We start from the raw sequence: 15,820 nt of genomic DNA, 5'->3' as shown, positions 1-15,820 counted from the left end.
CCCGTTTCACCGGGGCCCTCCGGGCGCTTCCCTTCGTTCTTGCGTTTCCGACTCTATCAGACTCTTATCTGTCCGATTCCCGGTCGAAGCGGGTCGAGCAATTTTCGCTTTCCAGTTCTTCGCTTTCGCGTTTCCCTTTCCGGCGAGTCCGACTCTACCAGACTCTTTTCGTTCCGTTTCCGGTCCGAGCTTGATTCCGGCGGCCTGTCGGGGCCTTTGCCTCATGTCTGCCTTTCGGCTTCCTTTTGGCGATGCCGCTACCGTAGTCCATTTCCGCGACGACTCATAATCGAGCGCTCGAAGCGAATTCGGGCACACTGAATTCGCACCCGTCAGGGCGGATCGAAGGTAGTGGTTGGCCGCATCGAGGCCAGTCGGTGTGGTCCGGAGGACCGGTCCGACAACTGCACCCGTGTAAAGCGGCTCGGACTACATTAGGGACTGCCCGAGGCTGCGTCAAGTCCGGCGGCGCCGCGGGGCGTGCGCCCGGTAGGGGCTCACGGTCGGGTCGCCGTCGATCCAGAAGCGCCAGGGCTGATGGGCTCCGTCGCCGCCCACTCCGGTACGCGGGCCGCACCGCACCTGGTCACGCGGTGGCGGGGTGCCGTACAGGACGGACATCGGCTCCGGCGGGCCGACGACGGCATCGCTTCCGTCGAGCGCCCGGTCGATCGAGAGAGCGGTTGCCAGACGGGCCGGTCCTTTGGCGAGTTCTCGGTCGTGCCGGGCCGAAAGTCGACGAGGACGGGCGAGATCAGCACCGGTACGGATTTCACCGGCCCGCAGCAGCACTCCACTCGCCCGCCCCTCCGGGCCGCACACCAGGTTCAGGCAGTGCCACATCCCGTACGTGAAGTACACGTACGCGTGGCCCGGCGGGCCGTACATCACGGCGTTGCGGGCTGTTCTGCCGCGGAAGGCGTGCGAACCGGGGTCGATCTCGCCCGCGTACGCCTCCACCTCGGTCAGGCGCAGCTCGATGGGCCCCTCGGTGGTACGCCGCACCAGCGTGCGGCCGAGCAGGTCCGGGGCTACGTCCAGGACGTCGCGGTCGAAGAAGTCCCGCGTCAGCGGCGTGCGGTCCGGGAGATCCGCGGTGGTGTCATCGGTGGCGTCGTTCATGGCGACCGAGGGTACTGGCGGAACGGTGGGGGGAACCGGCTACGGTCAGGGCGCGTATGTAGGGGTCAGTCACCTATAAGGAGAAAACCATGGGCTTCAAGCGGCTCCTCGCGAGCATGGGCGCCGGCGGCGCGTCGGTGGAGACGGAGCTCATCGAGCTCAACGTCGTCCCCGGTGGCGTCGTCCAGGGCGAGGTGCGTGTCCAGGGCGGGTCCGTCGCCCAGCAGATCCAGGGTCTCTCGGTCGGTCTTCAGGCGCGGGTCGAGGTGGAGGGCAACGATCAGGAGATGAAGCAGGACATCGAGTTCACCAAGCTGCGGCTCGGCGGGGCGTTCGAGGTGCAGGCCGGTGCCGTCCACGTGGTGCCGTTCGGGCTGGAGATCCCGTGGGAGACGCCCATCACCACGTTCGCGGGGCAGAACCTGCACGGCATGAACATCGGGGTGACGACGGAGCTGGACATCGCCCGCGCGCTGGACTCCGGCGACCTGGACCCGATCAGCGTCCACCCGCTCCCCGCCCAGCAGGCGATCCTGGACGCGTTCGGGCAGCTCGGTTTCCGTTTCCGCAGCGCGGACATGGAGCGCGGCCACATCCGGGGAACGCGCCAGCAGCTGCCGTTCTACCAGGAGATCGAGTTCGTACCGCCGCAGCAGTACCGCGGTCTGAACCAGGTCGAGCTGTCCTTCGTCGCGGACGACCGCGAGATGGACGTCGTTCTGGAGATGGACAAGAAGGCGGGGCTGTTCAGCGAGGGCAGCGACTCGTACCGCTCCTTCCGGGTGGGTCTGAACGACTTCCACCAGACGGACTGGGCGGCCTACCTCAACCAGTGGATGGCCCAGGTGGGCGGTCAGCGCAACTGGTTGTGACGACCGTTGCCGGGCCGTCGGCCGCCGGGTCGTGCCCGGGCCCGGGCGGGCGTCCGGCATGATCCGTGGGAGACGTCCAGGTCCCGGTGGGGAGCGCCCACGCCGGGACCGTACCGAAGGAAAGGTGCTGATGTGACCGCAGCGAAGAGGGCCCCGCTCCCGCACGACTTCCACCCCGAGGTGCCCGCGTTCACGGTGGTGAGCGACGACATCGCGCCGGGTGCCGTGCTGGCGGACGCGCAGGTGTACGCGGAGGGCAACACCTCCCCGCAGCTGCGCTGGGAGGGATTCCCGGCCGGCACGAAGAGCTTCGCCGTGACCTGCTTCGACCCGGACGCCCCCACCGGCAGCGGGTTCTGGCACTGGGTTCTGTTCGACATCCCGGCCTCGGTCACCGAACTGCCGGCCGGTGCGGGCAGCGGTGCTTTCGCCGGACTGCCCGAGGGTGCCGTGCAGGCACGCAACGACTACGGGTCCAAGGAATTCGGCGGTGCGGCGCCGCCGGCCGGTGAGAACCACCGCTATGTCTTCACGGTGTACGCCGTGGACACGGAGAAGCTGGGTCCGGACAGTGACACTCCTCCGGCCGCGGTCGGATTCAACCTGCGTTTCCACACGCTGGGCCGCGCCCAGCTGATCGGTGAGTACGCCTCTCCCGAAAGCTGAGCGTTCTTCTCCCGTTTGCCCTGCCCCGGTCTTGGAGAGATCTGGGCAGGGCACTTTTTATTGCGTTGTCCCGCACGGCCCGTCCGGCCAGAGTTGGTCCGGGCCCGCCGGTCAGCGGGCAGCACAAGGGGAGGCGGGCAGGATGCGTGACACGTTGGTTCTCAACGCGAGCTTCGAGCCGCTGTCGACGGTGACCCTCAACCGTGCGGTGGTGCTCGTCCTGACGGACAAGGCAGTCGTCGAGCAGGCGGATCCCGGCCTGCGGATGCGTGGTGCCGCCGTCGACATCCCGGTGCCCCGCGTGATCAGGCTCTGCAGGTACGTACGCGTGCCGTTCCGAAGACAGGCGCCGTGGTCGAGACGGGGAGTCCTCATACGTGACCAGCACCGTTGCGCGTACTGCGGGCGGCGCGCGTCCACCGTGGACCATGTGGTGCCGCGGGCCCAGGGCGGTCAGGACACCTGGCTGAACACCGTGGCGTCCTGTGCGGAGGACAACCACCGCAAGGCGGCCAGGACGCCGGAGCAGGCGCAGATGCCGTTGCTGCGGCAGCCGTTCGTCCCCTCGCCGGCCGAGGCGATGCTGCTGGCGATGGCATCGGCCGACCGTTCCTCGCTGCCGGACTGGCTGGACCGTACTGCCGCCTGACCGCGTGCGGCCCGAGTCCGCCCGGGCCCGATCGACGTACGCCCGTTGGCGTACCGGAAGCCCGTCTCCATGGGGGAGGTGGGCTTCCGCGCGTCAGCGGAGCAGCAGTTGGACGAGGGCGCAGATTCCCACCGCCACGATGAGGCATCGCAGCACGGTGGGGCTGAGGCGGCGGCCGACCCGCGCGCCGATCTGGCCGCCGAGGGTGGAGCCGACCGCGATGAGGAGGACGGCGGTCCAGTCGAAGTCGGCGACGAAGAGGAAGAAGAGCGCGGCGACGCTGTTGACGACGGCGGCCAGGACGTTCTTGACGGCGTTGAGACGCTGCATGGTGTCGTCGATCAGCATGGTCATCAGGGAGAGGTAGATGATCCCCTGGGCGGCCGTGAAGTAGCCGCCGTAGACGCTGGCGAGAACGAGGCCGACGGCGAGCAGCGGGCCGCCTTCGGGGTGCGCGGGGGCGCCGGTGCGTTCACGGCGGCGCTGTACGGCCTTGCTGATCCGGGGCTGGAGCACGATCAGTACGAGGGCGAGGGTGACCAGGACCGGGACGATGGTCTCGAACGCTGTGGAGGGCAGGGCCAGCAGGAGGGTGGCGCCGGCGAGTCCGCCGATCAGACAGCTGATGCCCAGTCTGATGACGCGTGGACGTTGGCCCTTGAGCTCCTCGCGGTAGCCGATCGCCCCGCTGACGGAGCCGGGTACGAGGCCGAGGGCGTTGGAGACGGTGGCGGTGACCGGCGGCAGGCCGACGGCGAGCAGCACGGGAAAGGTGATCAACGTGCCTGATCCGACGATGGTGTTGATCGTTCCCGCGGCGGTGCCGGCGGCGAGGACGGCGAGCATTTCCCAGAGGGACATGCCACTCCTTCGGTGTTCGGTGACGCATCCCCGCCATGAAGGTCGGGGTGCCGCACCGATCATGCACGAAGGCCCGGAGCGGGCCGGACGGGGGTCCCGGGAAAGAGGAGTTCCGCCGTCCGGCCGCACCACCGGGCCGTGTGCGCGAGAGGCCGGCCGGCCGGGGGTCAGTCGACCGGGGGCTCTTCGCGGCGCTCCTTGCTCGGGCGGGACCCGCCGGTGTCGAAGCCCGGGACGCCGCCGCCGAGGTTGCCGAAGGCGCCGCTGAGGCCCTTGAGTGCGTCACCGATCTCACTGGGCACGATCCAGAGCTTGTTGGCGTCGCCCTCGGCGATCTTCGGCAGCATCTGGAGGTACTGGTACGAGAGGAGCTTCTGGTCCGGGTCTCCGGCGTGGATGGACTCGAAGACGGTCCGGATCGCCTGGGCCTCGCCCTCGGCGCGCAGGGCGGCGGCCTTGGCGTCACCTTCGGCGCGCAGGATCGAGGACTGCTTCTCGCCCTCCGCGGTGAGGATCTGGGACTGCCGGATGCCCTCGGCGGTGAGGATCGCTGCGCGCTTGTCGCGGTCGGCGCGCATCTGCTTCTCCATCGAGTCCTGGATGGAGGTGGGCGGTTCGATGGCCTTGAGCTCCACGCGGTTGACGCGGATGCCCCACTTGCCGGTGGCCTCGTCCAGGACACCGCGCAGGGCCGCGTTGATCTCCTCGCGGGAGGTCAGGGTCCGCTCCAGGTCCATTCCGCCGATGATGTTGCGGAGGGTGGTGACGGTGAGCTGCTCGATCGCCTGGATGTAGCTGGCAACTTCGTACGTCGCGGCGCGGGCGTCCGTCACCTGGTAGTAGATGACCGTGTCGATGTTGACGACCAGGTTGTCCTGGGTGATCACCGGCTGCGGCGGGAAGGGCACGACCTGCTCGCGGAGATCGATGCGGTTGCGGATGGAGTCGATGAACGGGACGACGATGTTCAGCCCCGCGTTGAGCGTGCGGGTGTAACGCCCGAAGCGCTCGACGATGGCGGCGCTGGCCTGCGGAATGATCTGGATCGTCTTGATCAGGGCGATGAAGACGAGCACCACCAAAATGATCAGGACGATGATGACCGGTTGCATCGTGTGCCTCAAGCCCTTCGATAGCCGACGGATCCTGGTGATCGGGTCGCGCTCTCACTGTGACGGACCGGGCGAGCCGACATGATCGACTTCGAGTGTCGCAGAACTCGCCCTGCCGCGTGGCCGGTTCGCTCACATGACGATGGCGGTGGCCCCGTCGATGTCGACGACGTCGACCTGTCGGCCCGGCTCGAAGCTCTGGGTGTCGTCGAGTGCGCGGGCCGACCAGATCTCGCCCGCCAGCTTGATGCGCCCGCCGTCGCCGCCGTCGACGCGTTCGAGCACGACGGCCTGGCGGCCCTTCAACGCGTCGATCCCGGAGGAGAATTGGGGGCCGTCGCCCCGGTGGCGTGCGGCGACCGCGCGCACCACGGCGACCAGCGCGACGGAGACGACGACGAACACCAGCACCTGGGCCACGATGCCACCGCCGAGTGCGGCGACGATCGCCCCCGCGACCGCGCCGACCGCGAACATCCCGAACTCCGGCATGGCGGTCAGGACCAGGGGAATGCCCAGCCCCACCGCCGCGATCAGCCACCACACCCACGCGTCCATGTCGTCATGGTAGGACCGCATGTGCCCCGGGGACAGGGCCCCGTGGGGCGGGATCCGGCCAGGTGGTGTCCGGCGGACCGACGCCGGGACCGCCCGGGACGGGAGGCTGTCCGCCCGGGGGTGCCGGCCGGATCCGGGGCCGGAGGACGCTCCGGAACGCCCTTGGCCGCTGATCCGACGCGAATGGTCGGACACGGCCTACGGCCTACGGCCTAGGACAGCGGCAGTCCGCGCGCGGTGTAGCGGTCGCCCTGGTGCTCGACGACGAGCGGCAGGCCGAAGCAGCGGGAGAGGTTGCGCGAGGTGAGCTCGGTCTCCATGGGGCCGGCGGCGAGCACCTTGCCCTGCCGGATCATCAGGACGTGGGTGAATCCCGGTGCGATCTCCTCGACGTGGTGGGTCACCATGATCATGGAGGGGGCGTACGGGTCACGGGCCAGACGGCCCAGGCGGCGCACCAGGTCCTCGCGTCCGCCGAGGTCGAGTCCGGCGGCGGGCTCGTCGAGCAGGAGCAGCTCGGGGTCGGTCATCATCGCGCGGGCGATCAGGGTGCGCTTGCGCTCGCCCTCGGAGAGGGTCCCGAACTTGCGGTCGAGGTAGTCGTTCATGCCGAGCCGGTCGAGGAAGGCGCGGGCGCGCTGCTCGTCGACGTCCTCGTAGTCCTCGTGCCAGGTCGCCGTCATGCCGTACGCGGCGGTGAGCACCGCCTGCAGGACGGTGAGGCGCTTGGGGAGCTTCTCCGCCATGGCGACGCCGGCGATGCCGATGCGCGGGCGGAGTTCGAAGACGTCGGTGCCGACGCCGCCGAGCTGCTCACCGAGGACCCTGGCGGTTCCCGTGGACGGGAAGAGGTAGCTGGAGGCGATGTTGAGCAGCGTCGTCTTGCCGGCGCCGTTCGGGCCGAGGATGACCCAGCGCTCCCCCTCCTTGACCGACCAGGAGACGTCTTCCACCAGAGCGCGTCCGTCGCGGACCACGGATACGTCCACCAGCTCCAGTACATCGCTCATGAGCGCGTTGTCTCCCCATGCAGTGTCGAGATCGTCGCGTGCCGGAGGGCACAGCTCCCACGCAAAACTTACGCCACCCGGGGAGCGCTCCGGCCGCGAGGTCCGTTCCAGCGGGGGAGCGTGCGGCAGCTCTTAGGCTGTTCCCATGCTTTCGGAACCACGCTCAGGGCTGCTGGCCGCCTGGGGAAACGCGCTGCTCGCCGGACTGGTGTCTCCGGACGACGCGGCGGACGCAATCGTCGGAGAGGACGCGGTGCACCGCGTCGAGGGACTGCCCGGGGAGGCGGGGCCCGTGGGGCTCACGCTGGCGCTGGGGCGGCTGCGGGGGCTGGGGGTGACGGGTTACCGGGTGGCGCTGCCGGCCCCGGGGCATCCGCTGGGGCTGAGCGGTCCACCGGAGTTCAACGCCCGGGCGCTGGAGACCGGGGAGGCGGTGATCGCTTCCGGGGCGGCGTACGGCCTGGTGCCGGAGGTGACCGAGGCCGGGCCGCCCGGCGATCTGCACGTGGAGGTGGTGTGGCGGGTCACACCCGTACGGGAGGCGCCGCCGGCGGACGTGCCGTCGCTGGGCGAGGCGGAGCGGGAGCTCGCGGAGGCGCTGCGGGACGCGACGGCGCTGCTGTCGCGGCTGGACGTGGCGGGCTCCGGGCCGGTGGCCGAGGCAGCGGTGGACGCCTACCGGGCACGGGCGGAGCGCGGGCGCGAGGTGCTGGCCCCGGGGTACCCGCCCCGGGCGGTACGCGTGCTGGAGCTCGCCCAGCGGGTGGGGCTGCTGATCGCACTGGCGTATGAGAACGGGCACGGCGGCGCGGTGAGCGCCTCGGAGATCGCGGCCCGGGGCGAGGCGCTGCGTCCGGTGGAGCGGGTGGCGCGCAGGGCGCAGGTGGCCGCGTACAACGCGTACGTGGAGGAGGGCGAGCGGGGGCGGCGGTAGGCGCCCCCGCCGCCCCGGTCAGCCGGCGCCCCCGGTCAGCCGGCCATTCCGTGGCGTACGGCCCAGAGGGCGGCCTGGGTGCGGTCGGCCAGGTCGAGCTTCATCAGGATGTTCGAGACGTGGGTCTTGACGGTCTTCTCGGACAGGACCAGCGCCCGGGCGATCTCGCGGTTGGACCGGCCGTCCGCGATGAGCCCGAGCACTTCGCGCTCGCGCTCGGTGAGGGTGGTGCCCCGGCCCGTGCCGCCGCCGCCGTCCTCCTGGGCGAGGAGCGCTCCGGCCACCTCGGGCTGGAGCAGGACGTGGCCCGCGTGGATGGAGCGGATGGCGCCGGCCAGGGCGTCCGGGTCGACGTCCTTGTAGACGTACCCGGAGGCTCCGGCGCGCAGGGCGGGGACGACGGTCCGCTGCTCGGTGAAGCTGGTGACGACGAGCACTCGTGCGGGGTTGGCCAGCTCGCGGAGCTTGCGCAGCGCCTCGATGCCGTCCGTGCCGGGCATCTTGATGTCCATCAGCACCACGTCGGGACGGAGCGCCTCGGCCTGGGCGACGCCCTCCGCGCCGTCGGATGCCTCTCCGACGACCTCTATGTCGTCCTGCACCTCCAGGAAGGTGCGCAGCCCGCGCCGGACGACCTGATGATCGTCGACCAGCAGGACGCGGATGGTCTTGTCAGCCACCGGGGACCTCCATCTCGATCGTGGCGCCCTTTCCGGGCGCCGATTCCACGCTGAGGGTGCCGCCGACGCTGTGCGCGCGGTGGCTCATCGAGACGAGGCCGAGGTGCCGGCCCGCCTGGCGGACCGCCGTGGGGTCGAATCCCTGGCCGTCATCGGTGATCCGCAGCACGGTGCCCGCGCCGCGCCGGGTCAGGGCGACGGAGACGCGGGCGCCGCCGGAGTGGCGCAGCGCGTTGTGCAGGGCCTCCTGCGCGACGCGCAGCAGCGCCTCCTCCCGGGCGGCGGGCAGCGCCCGTACGCCGTGGCTCTCGAAGGTGACCCGCGCGCTCTGCGCCCGGTCGAGGACCTGGACCTGCGTGCGGAGGGTGGCGACGAGGCCGTCCTCGTCGAGTGCGGCGGGGCGGAGCTCGACGACGGCGGCGCGGAGCTCGTCCACGGCCTCGGCGGCGAGGGCGGCGACCTGCTGGAGCTCGCCCTTGGCGCGTGCGGGGTCGCGGTCGACCAGCGCGGCGGCGGCCTGGGCGGTCAGCCGCAGGGAGAAGAGCTTCTGGCTGACGGCGTCGTGCAGCTCGTGGGCGAGGCGGGAGCGTTCCTCGGCGATGGTGAGCTCGCGGCTGCGCTCGTAGAGGCGGGCGTTGGTGAGGGCGATGGCGGCGTGCTGGGCGAGGATCGAGAGGAGTTCCTCGTCCTCGGCCGTGAAGCCGCAGCTCCCTTCGGTTTTGGGGCACCTCTTGTTGGCCAGGTAGAGCGCGCCGATGGTCTCGTCGCCGTCCTGGATGGGCAGGCCGAGGAAGTCCGACATGTCGGGGTGGGCGTCCGGCCAGCCGCCGAAGCGGGGGTCCTTGCGGACGTCGCCGAGCCGCTCGGGCTTCGCCTCGTGGAGCATCGCGGCGAGGATGCCGTGCTGCCGGGGCAGCGGGCCGATCGCCTTCCACTGCTCGTCGCTGACGCCGTCGACGACGAACTGGGCGAAGCCCCCGTGGTCGTCGGGGACGCCCAGCGCCGCGTACTCGGCATCCAGCAGCTCGCGGGCGGAGGCGACGATCGTCTTGAGGACGTCGCGCATGTCCAGCTGCCGGCTCATCGCGAGCAGCGCGGCGCTCACGGCGGCGAGACCCGACGGTCGGAGGTGGCTCATACGCCTCACCGTACCGGCGGCGCGCAGGGCCCGTATCGGGCTGTGGACGGCGGTGGCCGGGCCTTCCGGCGTAGGTCCCGCGGCGCGGACGGTCCGGCCCGCCGGGGGCGTGCGCCCGCGGCCGTCCGGCTCCGGGAGCTTGTTCCCCACCGCCGGGAAACCCGTTGACACTGCGCGTTGCTCCTGCAACGCGCAGTGAGACCGGCAACCCGGCCATGTGAGCCCACGCATAGGACTCACGTCACGTACGAAGCCCGTTAGTGCATGAATAAGGGTGATTTACCCGGTCATGACGGGCCTCGACGAAACGGACATAAGGCCCTGGTCCACTAAACAGCTTCGTACGTCACACCTTTGCCAGGGCATTTTGCGGTCGCTAAGAATTGCATCTCCACCTGACAGAGAGGCGCACCGCCACTCTCCGTCCTGGCACCCCGCGAGGGGTTCCAACGATTCGAAGAGGTACGTCTGCATGTCCGTGTCCCGCATATGTGACCGAACCCGTCGTCTGAACAAGACGCAGAAGCTTTCCGTCGCCGGCGTCTCCGCGCTGGGTGTTGCCGCCCTGACGTTCTCGCTGGTTCCCAGCAGCGCCCAGGCCGAGAGCACCAACGCCTCCGTGGCGTCGTCCCCGGTCGTCTTCGCGTCGGCAGCCGACTCGGCTCGGGCCAAGGCTGTGCAGGACAGTGTGATCGAGCAGAACTCGACCGCCGCCAAGCTGGTGAAGGCCGCCGACGCCGCCAAGGCGAAGGACGAGGCCGCCCGCGCCAAGGCCGTCGCCGACGCGAAGGCGCTGACCGACGCCAAGGCGGCACAGCGTGCCGAGGCCGAGGCGAAGGTGAAGGCCGCCGACGAGGCGAAGGCCAAGGCGAGGTCCGACGCCGCGCAGCGCTCGTCCAACGAGTCCGCCAGCCGCTCCGCCGAGCGGAAGCCGGTCTACGCCGAAAACCTGGACGGCTGGATCCGCGAGTCCCTCGCGATCATGAAGGAGAAGGGCATCCCCGGTACGTACGAGGGGCTGCACCGCAACATCATCCGCGAGTCCAGCGGTAACCCGCGCGCCATCAACGACTGGGACATCAACGCCCGGAACGGCGTCCCGTCGATCGGTCTGCTCCAGATCATCAAGCCGACCTTCGACTACTACCACGTCCCGGGCACGGTCCACAGCCAGTACGACCCGGTCGCCAACATCACCGCCTCGGCCAACTACGCGGCCGACAAGTACGGCTCGATCGACAACGTCGACAGCGCGTACTGACCGGCTCCTCGCGGCAGGACCGCGGGCCCAGGGCCTGAGCACGGCTGAAACGCCGGAGGGCGGCACCCCGAGTGGGGTGCCGCCCTCCGGCGCGTTCGCGTACCGGGTCGCGACCCGGGAGCGCGGGGGTGTCCCCTACTTACGCATGACCTCGGGCTCGTGGCGGCGCAGCAGCCGGGCGACCACGAAGCCGCAGACGACACCGAACGCCACCAGCACCGCGAGGTCGGTGGCCCACACGCCCGCCGAGTGCTCCCAGAGCGGGTCCAGATCGCTGGGGTTCTCGGCGTCCCACGGTGGCATGAGACGGGAGAGGTCGAGCGTGGCACCCGCCGCGGACACGCCCCAGCGCGACGGCGCCAGCCAGGCGAGCTGCTCCAGGCCGGGAGAGTCGAAGATCTGGAAGAGCACCCCGGCGAAGACGACCTGCACGATCGCGAACATGACGAGCAGCGGCATGGTCTTCTCGGCGGTCTTCACCAGCGAGGAGATGACCAGGCCCACCATCACCGAGGCGAAGCCGAGCGCCATGATCGAGACACAGATCTCGACGGCCGGCGGCATGACGAGCCCTTCCTCCGGCAGCTGCCGGCCGTGGAGACCGATGGCGCAGATGATGACGCCTTGCAGCATCGTGATCACGCCGAGGACGATGACCTTGGACATCAGGTACGCGGACCGGGAGAGGCCGGTGGCCCGTTCCCGTTCGTAGATGATGCGTTCCTTGATCAGTTCTCGTACGGAGTTCGCCGCACCGGCGAGGCTTATGCCGACCGCGAGGACCAGCACGATCGAACCGGCCTTGCCGTTGTACTTCTGGGGGCCGGCGGGGGCGACCAGGCCGAGCTTGGCCGGGATGACCATGGCGAGGGCGCCCAGGACTACGGGCATCATGACCATCAGGCACAGAAAGAACTTGTCGGACGCCAGGACCGAGACGTACCGGCGGATCAGGGTCCACAGCTGTGTCGCCCAGCCCTGAGGCTTGGGCGGGCGCAGCTGCTGCGGGGGTGCCGTGTTCACGGGCTGCGCGGCGACGGCGTCGATGTCGGCGGCGTACATCTGGTAGTGCTGCGAACCCCGCCAGCGGCCCGCCCAGTCGTAGTCGCGGTAGTTCTCGAAGGCGGAGAAGACGTCGGCCCAGGTGTCGTAGCCGAAGAAGTTGAGCGCTTCCTCCGGCGGCCCGAAGTACGCCACCGCACCGCCGGGTGCCATGACGATCAACTTGTCGCAGATCGCCAGCTCGGCGACGGAGTGGGTGACGACGAGGACCGTACGGCCGTCGTCGGCGAGGCCGCGCAGCAGCTGCATCACGTCGCGGTCCATGCCCGGGTCGAGGCCCGAGGTCGGCTCGTCCAGGAAGAGCAGCGACGGCTTGGTCAGCAGCTCCAGGGCGACCGAGACGCGCTTGCGCTGACCGCCGGAGAGGGAGGTGACCAACTTGTCCTTGTGGATGTCGAGCTTCAGCTCGACGAGGACCTCGTGGATGCGGACCTGGCGCTCGGCCTCGGTGGTGTCGGCAGGGAAGCGGAGTTTGGCCGCGTACTTCAGGGCCTTGGTGACCGAGAGCTCCTTGTGCAGGATGTCGTCCTGCGGGACGAGCCCGATGCGCTGGCGCAGCTCGGCGAACTGCTTGTAGAGGTCACGGTTGTCGTAGAGGACGTCGCCCTGGTCGGCGGGCCGGTAGCCGGTGAGCGCCTTGAGCAGGGTGGACTTGCCGGAGCCGGACGGCCCGATCACCGCGACCAGCGACTTCTCGGGGACCCCGAAGGAGACGTCCTTGAGGATCTGCTTGCCGCCGTCGACCGTCACCGTGAGGTGGCGGGCGGAGAAGGAGACTTCGCCGGTGTCGACGAACTCCTCCAGCCGGTCCCCGACCAGCCGGAAGGTGGAGTGGCCGACGCCGACGATGTCGTTGGGCCCCAGGAACGCGGACCCGGACTTCTGGAGCTGCTGGCCGTTGACGTACGTGCCGTTGTGCGAGCCGAGGTCGCGGATCTCGAAGCGGCCGTCGGGGGTCGCGTGGAACTCGGCGTGGAGGCGCGAGACCTGGAGGTCCGAGACGACCAGCTCGTTCTCCAGGGCACGGCCGATGCGCATGACCCGGCCGAGCGACAGCTGGTGGAAGGTGGTCGGGCTGCGGTCGCTGTGCACCGGTCCTCCGGCCCCCGGGAAGGGCCCCTGCTGGTGCGGGACCTGGGCCACCCGGTCCTGCGCCTGCGCTCCCCAGTCCTGTGCGGCCGGGTCCTGCGGCTGCTGCCAGGGCTGCTGGGGCGCGGACTGCTGCTGGGGCGCGGGCGCGGCGGGAGGCTGGTACGGGGCGGCCTGCGGCTGGTACGGCGCCGCCTGCTGGGCCTGCGCCACCGGCGGCTGGGCCTGCGCCACCGGCGGCTGGTACGGAGTCTGCTGGGCCGGAGCCTGCTGGTACGGGGCCTGCTGGGCCGGAGCCTGCTGGTACGGGGCCTGCTGGGCCGGTCCGGCCTGCGCCTGCGGCGGCGCGGCGGCGGGAGCGGTCACGGCGACCCTGGGCCCGTCGTTGGCGTTGCCGAGGCGCACTTCGGTGCCGGGGCCGATCTCCGCCCGCTGCACCCGGTCGCCCCGCACATAGGTGCCGTTGGTGCTGCCGTGGTCCTCTATGAACCAGCCGTGGCCTCCCCAGCCGATCGTGGCGTGCCGCCACGACACCCGGGCGTCCTCGAACGTCAGGTCCCCCTGCGGGTCACGTCCGAGCGTGTACGACCTGGACGGATCGAGCGTCCAGGTTCTGCCATTCAGTTCCAGTACGAGTTCTGGCACTCCGCGCCCCACTTGTCGTCCCCCGTTTTTCCCCCGCTGTGCGGAAGCCCAGGGATGCTGAACATCGGGGGGCACTATTCCAGGGAGACTCCCCGATCCGAAAGCCGGGCGTTGGGGGCGCGTTGGCGGGAGCCGGTCCGGCGGCGGGACGGCGGGCCCCGCGCAGGTGTTCCGGCAGGTGCGCCGGGCGGTGCCGCAAGGGTGGCCCCAGGCGGTCCCGCAGGTCGCGGGGCCCGGGTGTCCGCCACTCGGGACGGCCTGCCGGGGCTCCTGGGGCGACCGATACGGTGGAACCACCATGAGCGCATCTCAGCCATCTCAGTCTCCCTCGTCCTCCGAGCTCCCCGGGTCCCGTCCGGACAGCGACTCCCCCACTCTTCTCGTGAAGATCTTCGGGAAGGACCGTCCCGGTATCACCGCCGGGCTTTTCGACACGCTCGCCGCCTACGCGGTGGACGTCGTGGACATCGAGCAGGTGGTCACCCGTGGCCGGATCGTGCTGTGCGCGCTGGTGACCACCCCGACCGCCGGAGGCACCACCGAGGGCGATCTGCGGGCGACCGTGCACAGCTGGGCCGAGTCCCTGAAGCTGCAGGCAGAGATCATCTCGGGGACGGGTGACAACCGTCCGCGCGGCGACGGCCGTTCCCACGTGACCGTGCTGGGCAACCCGCTGACCGCTGAGTCGACCGCCGCCATAGCGGCCAGGATCACTTCGACCGGTGCCAACATCGACCGGATCTTCCGGCTCGCGAAGTACCCGGTGACGGCCGTCGAGTTCGCGGTCTCCGGAGCGGGCACCGAGGAGCTGCGGACCGCGCTGGCGGTCGGGGCGGCGCAGATCGGTGTGGACGTGGCGGTGATGTCGGCCGGTCTGAGCCGCCGGGCCCAGCGCCTGGTGGTGATGGACGTGGACTCGACGCTGATCCAGGACGAGGTGATCGAGCTCTTCGCCGCGCACGCGGGCTGCGAGAAGGAGGTCGCCGCGGTGACCGAGCAGGCGATGCGCGGGGAGCTGGACTTCGAGCAGTCCCTGCACGCCCGGGTCGCCCTGCTGGCCGGACTCGACGAGTCCGTCGTGGAGAAGGTGCGCGCGGAGGTCCGGCTGACCCCCGGGGCGCGTACCCTCATCCGTACGCTGAAGCGGCTCGGCTATCAGGTCGGCGTCGTGTCGGGCGGGTTCACCCAGGTCACGGACGACCTCAAGGAGCGGCTGGGGCTGGACTTCGCCTCGGCCAACACCCTGGAGATCGTCGGCGGGAAGCTCACCGGGCGGGTCGTGGGCGACATCGTGGACCGGGCGGGCAAGGCCCGGCTGCTGCGCAGCTTCGCCGAGCAGGCGGGCGTTCCGCTGGCGCAGACGGTGGCGATCGGGGACGGCGCCAACGACCTGGACATGCTGAACACCGCGGGTCTCGGGGTGGCGTTCAACGCCAAGCCGGTCGTCCGGCAGGCGGCGCACACGGCGGTGAACGTGCCGTTCCTGGACACCGTGCTCTATCTGCTGGGCATCACCCGCGAAGAGGTCGAGGCTGCGGACGCCCCGGGCGTCTGAGGACGCTCCGGTTCCCCGTACGCAGGGAAGGGCCCCGGCCCGCACGCGGCGCGCCGGGACCCTTCCGTACGGTGGAACCGGTCGGTCAGTCGATGGGCGTCCAGTAGCCGGTGAGCCTGCCGGCGCCGAGTTCGACGCTCTTCCACGTGCCGGGGAACTCCAGGACCGCGTAGGCGGCGGTCGCGAAGCCGTCCCTGGTCATCCGGGCCAGTACATCGCCCTCGGCCGAGCCCGCGAGGGCGTCGGCCGCGCCGTGCATCCCCGGGTTGTGGCCGATGACGAGCAGGTTGCGCACCTCGTCGGGGGTTTCGTTGAAGAGGGCGACGAGTTCGCCGAGAGAGGCGTCGTACAACCGCTCCTCGTACACGGTCCTGGGGCGCTGCTCGAACTCGTGGACCGCCAGCTTCCAGGTCTCCCGCGTTCTGGCGGCGGTCGAGCACAGGGCAAGGTCGAAGTCGATGCCGGAATCGGCGAGCTTCCGCCCGGCCACGGGCGCGTCCTTGCGTCCGCGCTCCGCGAGCGGCCGCTCGTGATCGGAGGCTTGCGACCATTCCGCCTTCGCGTGCCGGAGAAGAACGATCCTGCGAGGTGTGTCGACGCTCATGT

The 15,820-nt window shown here is 70.3% G+C and carries 15 protein-coding genes; 6 read left to right on the top strand and 9 right to left on the bottom strand.

Annotated features, from left to right (window positions below):
• Positions 1-456: 456 nt before the first annotated feature.
• Positions 457-1,122: a DNA-3-methyladenine glycosylase gene (locus tag ACFZAX_RS25265; RefSeq protein WP_390964397.1), complete on the bottom strand. Its 666-nt coding sequence runs from the start codon at positions 1,120-1,122 to the stop codon at positions 457-459.
• An 89-nt stretch (positions 1,123-1,211) separates the two neighbouring features.
• Between ACFZAX_RS25265 and ACFZAX_RS25260 the strand changes: the two genes are divergently transcribed.
• From ACFZAX_RS25260 to ACFZAX_RS25250, 3 genes are all read left to right on the top strand, one after another.
• The gene (locus ACFZAX_RS25260; RefSeq protein ID WP_390964396.1) at positions 1,212-1,994 is read left to right on the top strand and encodes a sporulation protein; all 783 of its coding nucleotides are present in this window, start codon (positions 1,212-1,214) and stop codon (positions 1,992-1,994) included.
• 132 nt (positions 1,995-2,126) lie between these two features.
• Positions 2,127-2,660 carry a YbhB/YbcL family Raf kinase inhibitor-like protein gene (locus ACFZAX_RS25255; RefSeq protein ID WP_390964394.1) on the top strand — a complete coding sequence of 178 codons (534 nt, stop codon included), beginning with the start codon at positions 2,127-2,129 and terminating at the stop codon, positions 2,658-2,660.
• 142 nt (positions 2,661-2,802) lie between these two features.
• Positions 2,803-3,309 (top strand): HNH endonuclease, encoded by a 507-nt coding sequence (locus ACFZAX_RS25250; protein ID WP_390964393.1) that lies wholly within the window; start codon positions 2,803-2,805, stop codon positions 3,307-3,309.
• 93 nt (positions 3,310-3,402) lie between these two features.
• Here ACFZAX_RS25250 and ACFZAX_RS25245 read toward each other — a convergent pair whose 3' ends face one another.
• The 4 genes from ACFZAX_RS25245 to ACFZAX_RS25230 all read right to left on the bottom strand — a co-directional run bounded on the left by ACFZAX_RS25245 (position 3,403) and on the right by ACFZAX_RS25230 (position 6,850).
• Complete coding sequence (locus tag ACFZAX_RS25245) at positions 3,403-4,170, bottom strand: TSUP family transporter (protein ID WP_390964392.1); 768 nt, start codon at positions 4,168-4,170, stop codon at positions 3,403-3,405.
• A gap of 167 nt (positions 4,171-4,337) precedes the next feature.
• Positions 4,338-5,282, bottom strand: a complete 945-nt coding sequence (locus ACFZAX_RS25240; protein WP_327174997.1) for an SPFH domain-containing protein — start codon at positions 5,280-5,282, stop codon at positions 4,338-4,340.
• A gap of 132 nt (positions 5,283-5,414) precedes the next feature.
• Positions 5,415-5,840, bottom strand: coding sequence for an NfeD family protein (locus ACFZAX_RS25235; RefSeq protein ID WP_390964390.1), 426 nt, complete (start codon positions 5,838-5,840; stop codon positions 5,415-5,417).
• A 212-nt stretch (positions 5,841-6,052) separates the two neighbouring features.
• Positions 6,053-6,850 carry an ATP-binding cassette domain-containing protein gene (locus ACFZAX_RS25230; RefSeq protein ID WP_390964389.1) on the bottom strand — a complete coding sequence of 266 codons (798 nt, stop codon included), beginning with the start codon at positions 6,848-6,850 and terminating at the stop codon, positions 6,053-6,055.
• Positions 6,851-6,995: 145 nt separating this feature from the next.
• On the opposite strand from ACFZAX_RS25230, the gene ACFZAX_RS25225 reads away from it, so the two are divergent.
• Complete coding sequence (locus ACFZAX_RS25225) at positions 6,996-7,784, top strand: hypothetical protein (protein WP_390964388.1); 789 nt, start codon at positions 6,996-6,998, stop codon at positions 7,782-7,784.
• Positions 7,785-7,819: 35 nt separating this feature from the next.
• Here ACFZAX_RS25225 and ACFZAX_RS25220 read toward each other — a convergent pair whose 3' ends face one another.
• Both ACFZAX_RS25220 and ACFZAX_RS25215 read right to left on the bottom strand, forming a co-directional pair.
• Complete coding sequence (locus ACFZAX_RS25220) at positions 7,820-8,464, bottom strand: response regulator (RefSeq protein ID WP_390964386.1); 645 nt, start codon at positions 8,462-8,464, stop codon at positions 7,820-7,822.
• On the bottom strand, positions 8,457-9,602 hold the full coding sequence (locus ACFZAX_RS25215; RefSeq protein WP_390964385.1) for a GAF domain-containing protein: 1,146 nt from the start codon (positions 9,600-9,602) through the stop codon (positions 8,457-8,459). The genes ACFZAX_RS25220 and ACFZAX_RS25215 overlap by 8 nt, the downstream gene beginning before the upstream one ends.
• 472 nt (positions 9,603-10,074) lie before the next feature.
• Here ACFZAX_RS25215 and ACFZAX_RS25210 point away from each other — a divergent pair, with 472 nt between their 5' ends.
• The gene (locus tag ACFZAX_RS25210) at positions 10,075-10,863 is read left to right on the top strand and encodes a transglycosylase SLT domain-containing protein (RefSeq protein ID WP_390964383.1); all 789 of its coding nucleotides are present in this window, start codon (positions 10,075-10,077) and stop codon (positions 10,861-10,863) included.
• A gap of 135 nt (positions 10,864-10,998) precedes the next feature.
• Here ACFZAX_RS25210 and ACFZAX_RS25205 read toward each other — a convergent pair whose 3' ends face one another.
• Positions 10,999-13,671, bottom strand: a complete 2,673-nt coding sequence (locus tag ACFZAX_RS25205) for an FHA domain-containing protein (RefSeq protein ID WP_390964381.1) — start codon at positions 13,669-13,671, stop codon at positions 10,999-11,001.
• 286 nt (positions 13,672-13,957) lie between these two features.
• Between ACFZAX_RS25205 and serB the strand changes: the two genes are divergently transcribed.
• Positions 13,958-15,214: a phosphoserine phosphatase SerB gene (serB, locus tag ACFZAX_RS25200; RefSeq protein ID WP_390964379.1), complete on the top strand. Its 1,257-nt coding sequence runs from the start codon at positions 13,958-13,960 to the stop codon at positions 15,212-15,214.
• Between the two features lie 85 nt (positions 15,215-15,299).
• Here the strand turns inward: serB and ACFZAX_RS25195 are convergent, their stop codons facing one another.
• Positions 15,300-15,818, bottom strand: coding sequence for a histidine phosphatase family protein (locus ACFZAX_RS25195; protein WP_390964378.1), 519 nt, complete (start codon positions 15,816-15,818; stop codon positions 15,300-15,302).
• Positions 15,819-15,820 lie beyond the last annotated feature (2 nt).

Origin of the sequence: Streptomyces sp. NPDC008125 (assembly GCF_042957125.1) — a bacterium.
Classification (GTDB): Bacteria; Actinomycetota; Actinomycetes; order Streptomycetales; family Streptomycetaceae; genus Streptomyces.
This window is presented reverse-complemented; position numbering and strand designations above follow the sequence as displayed.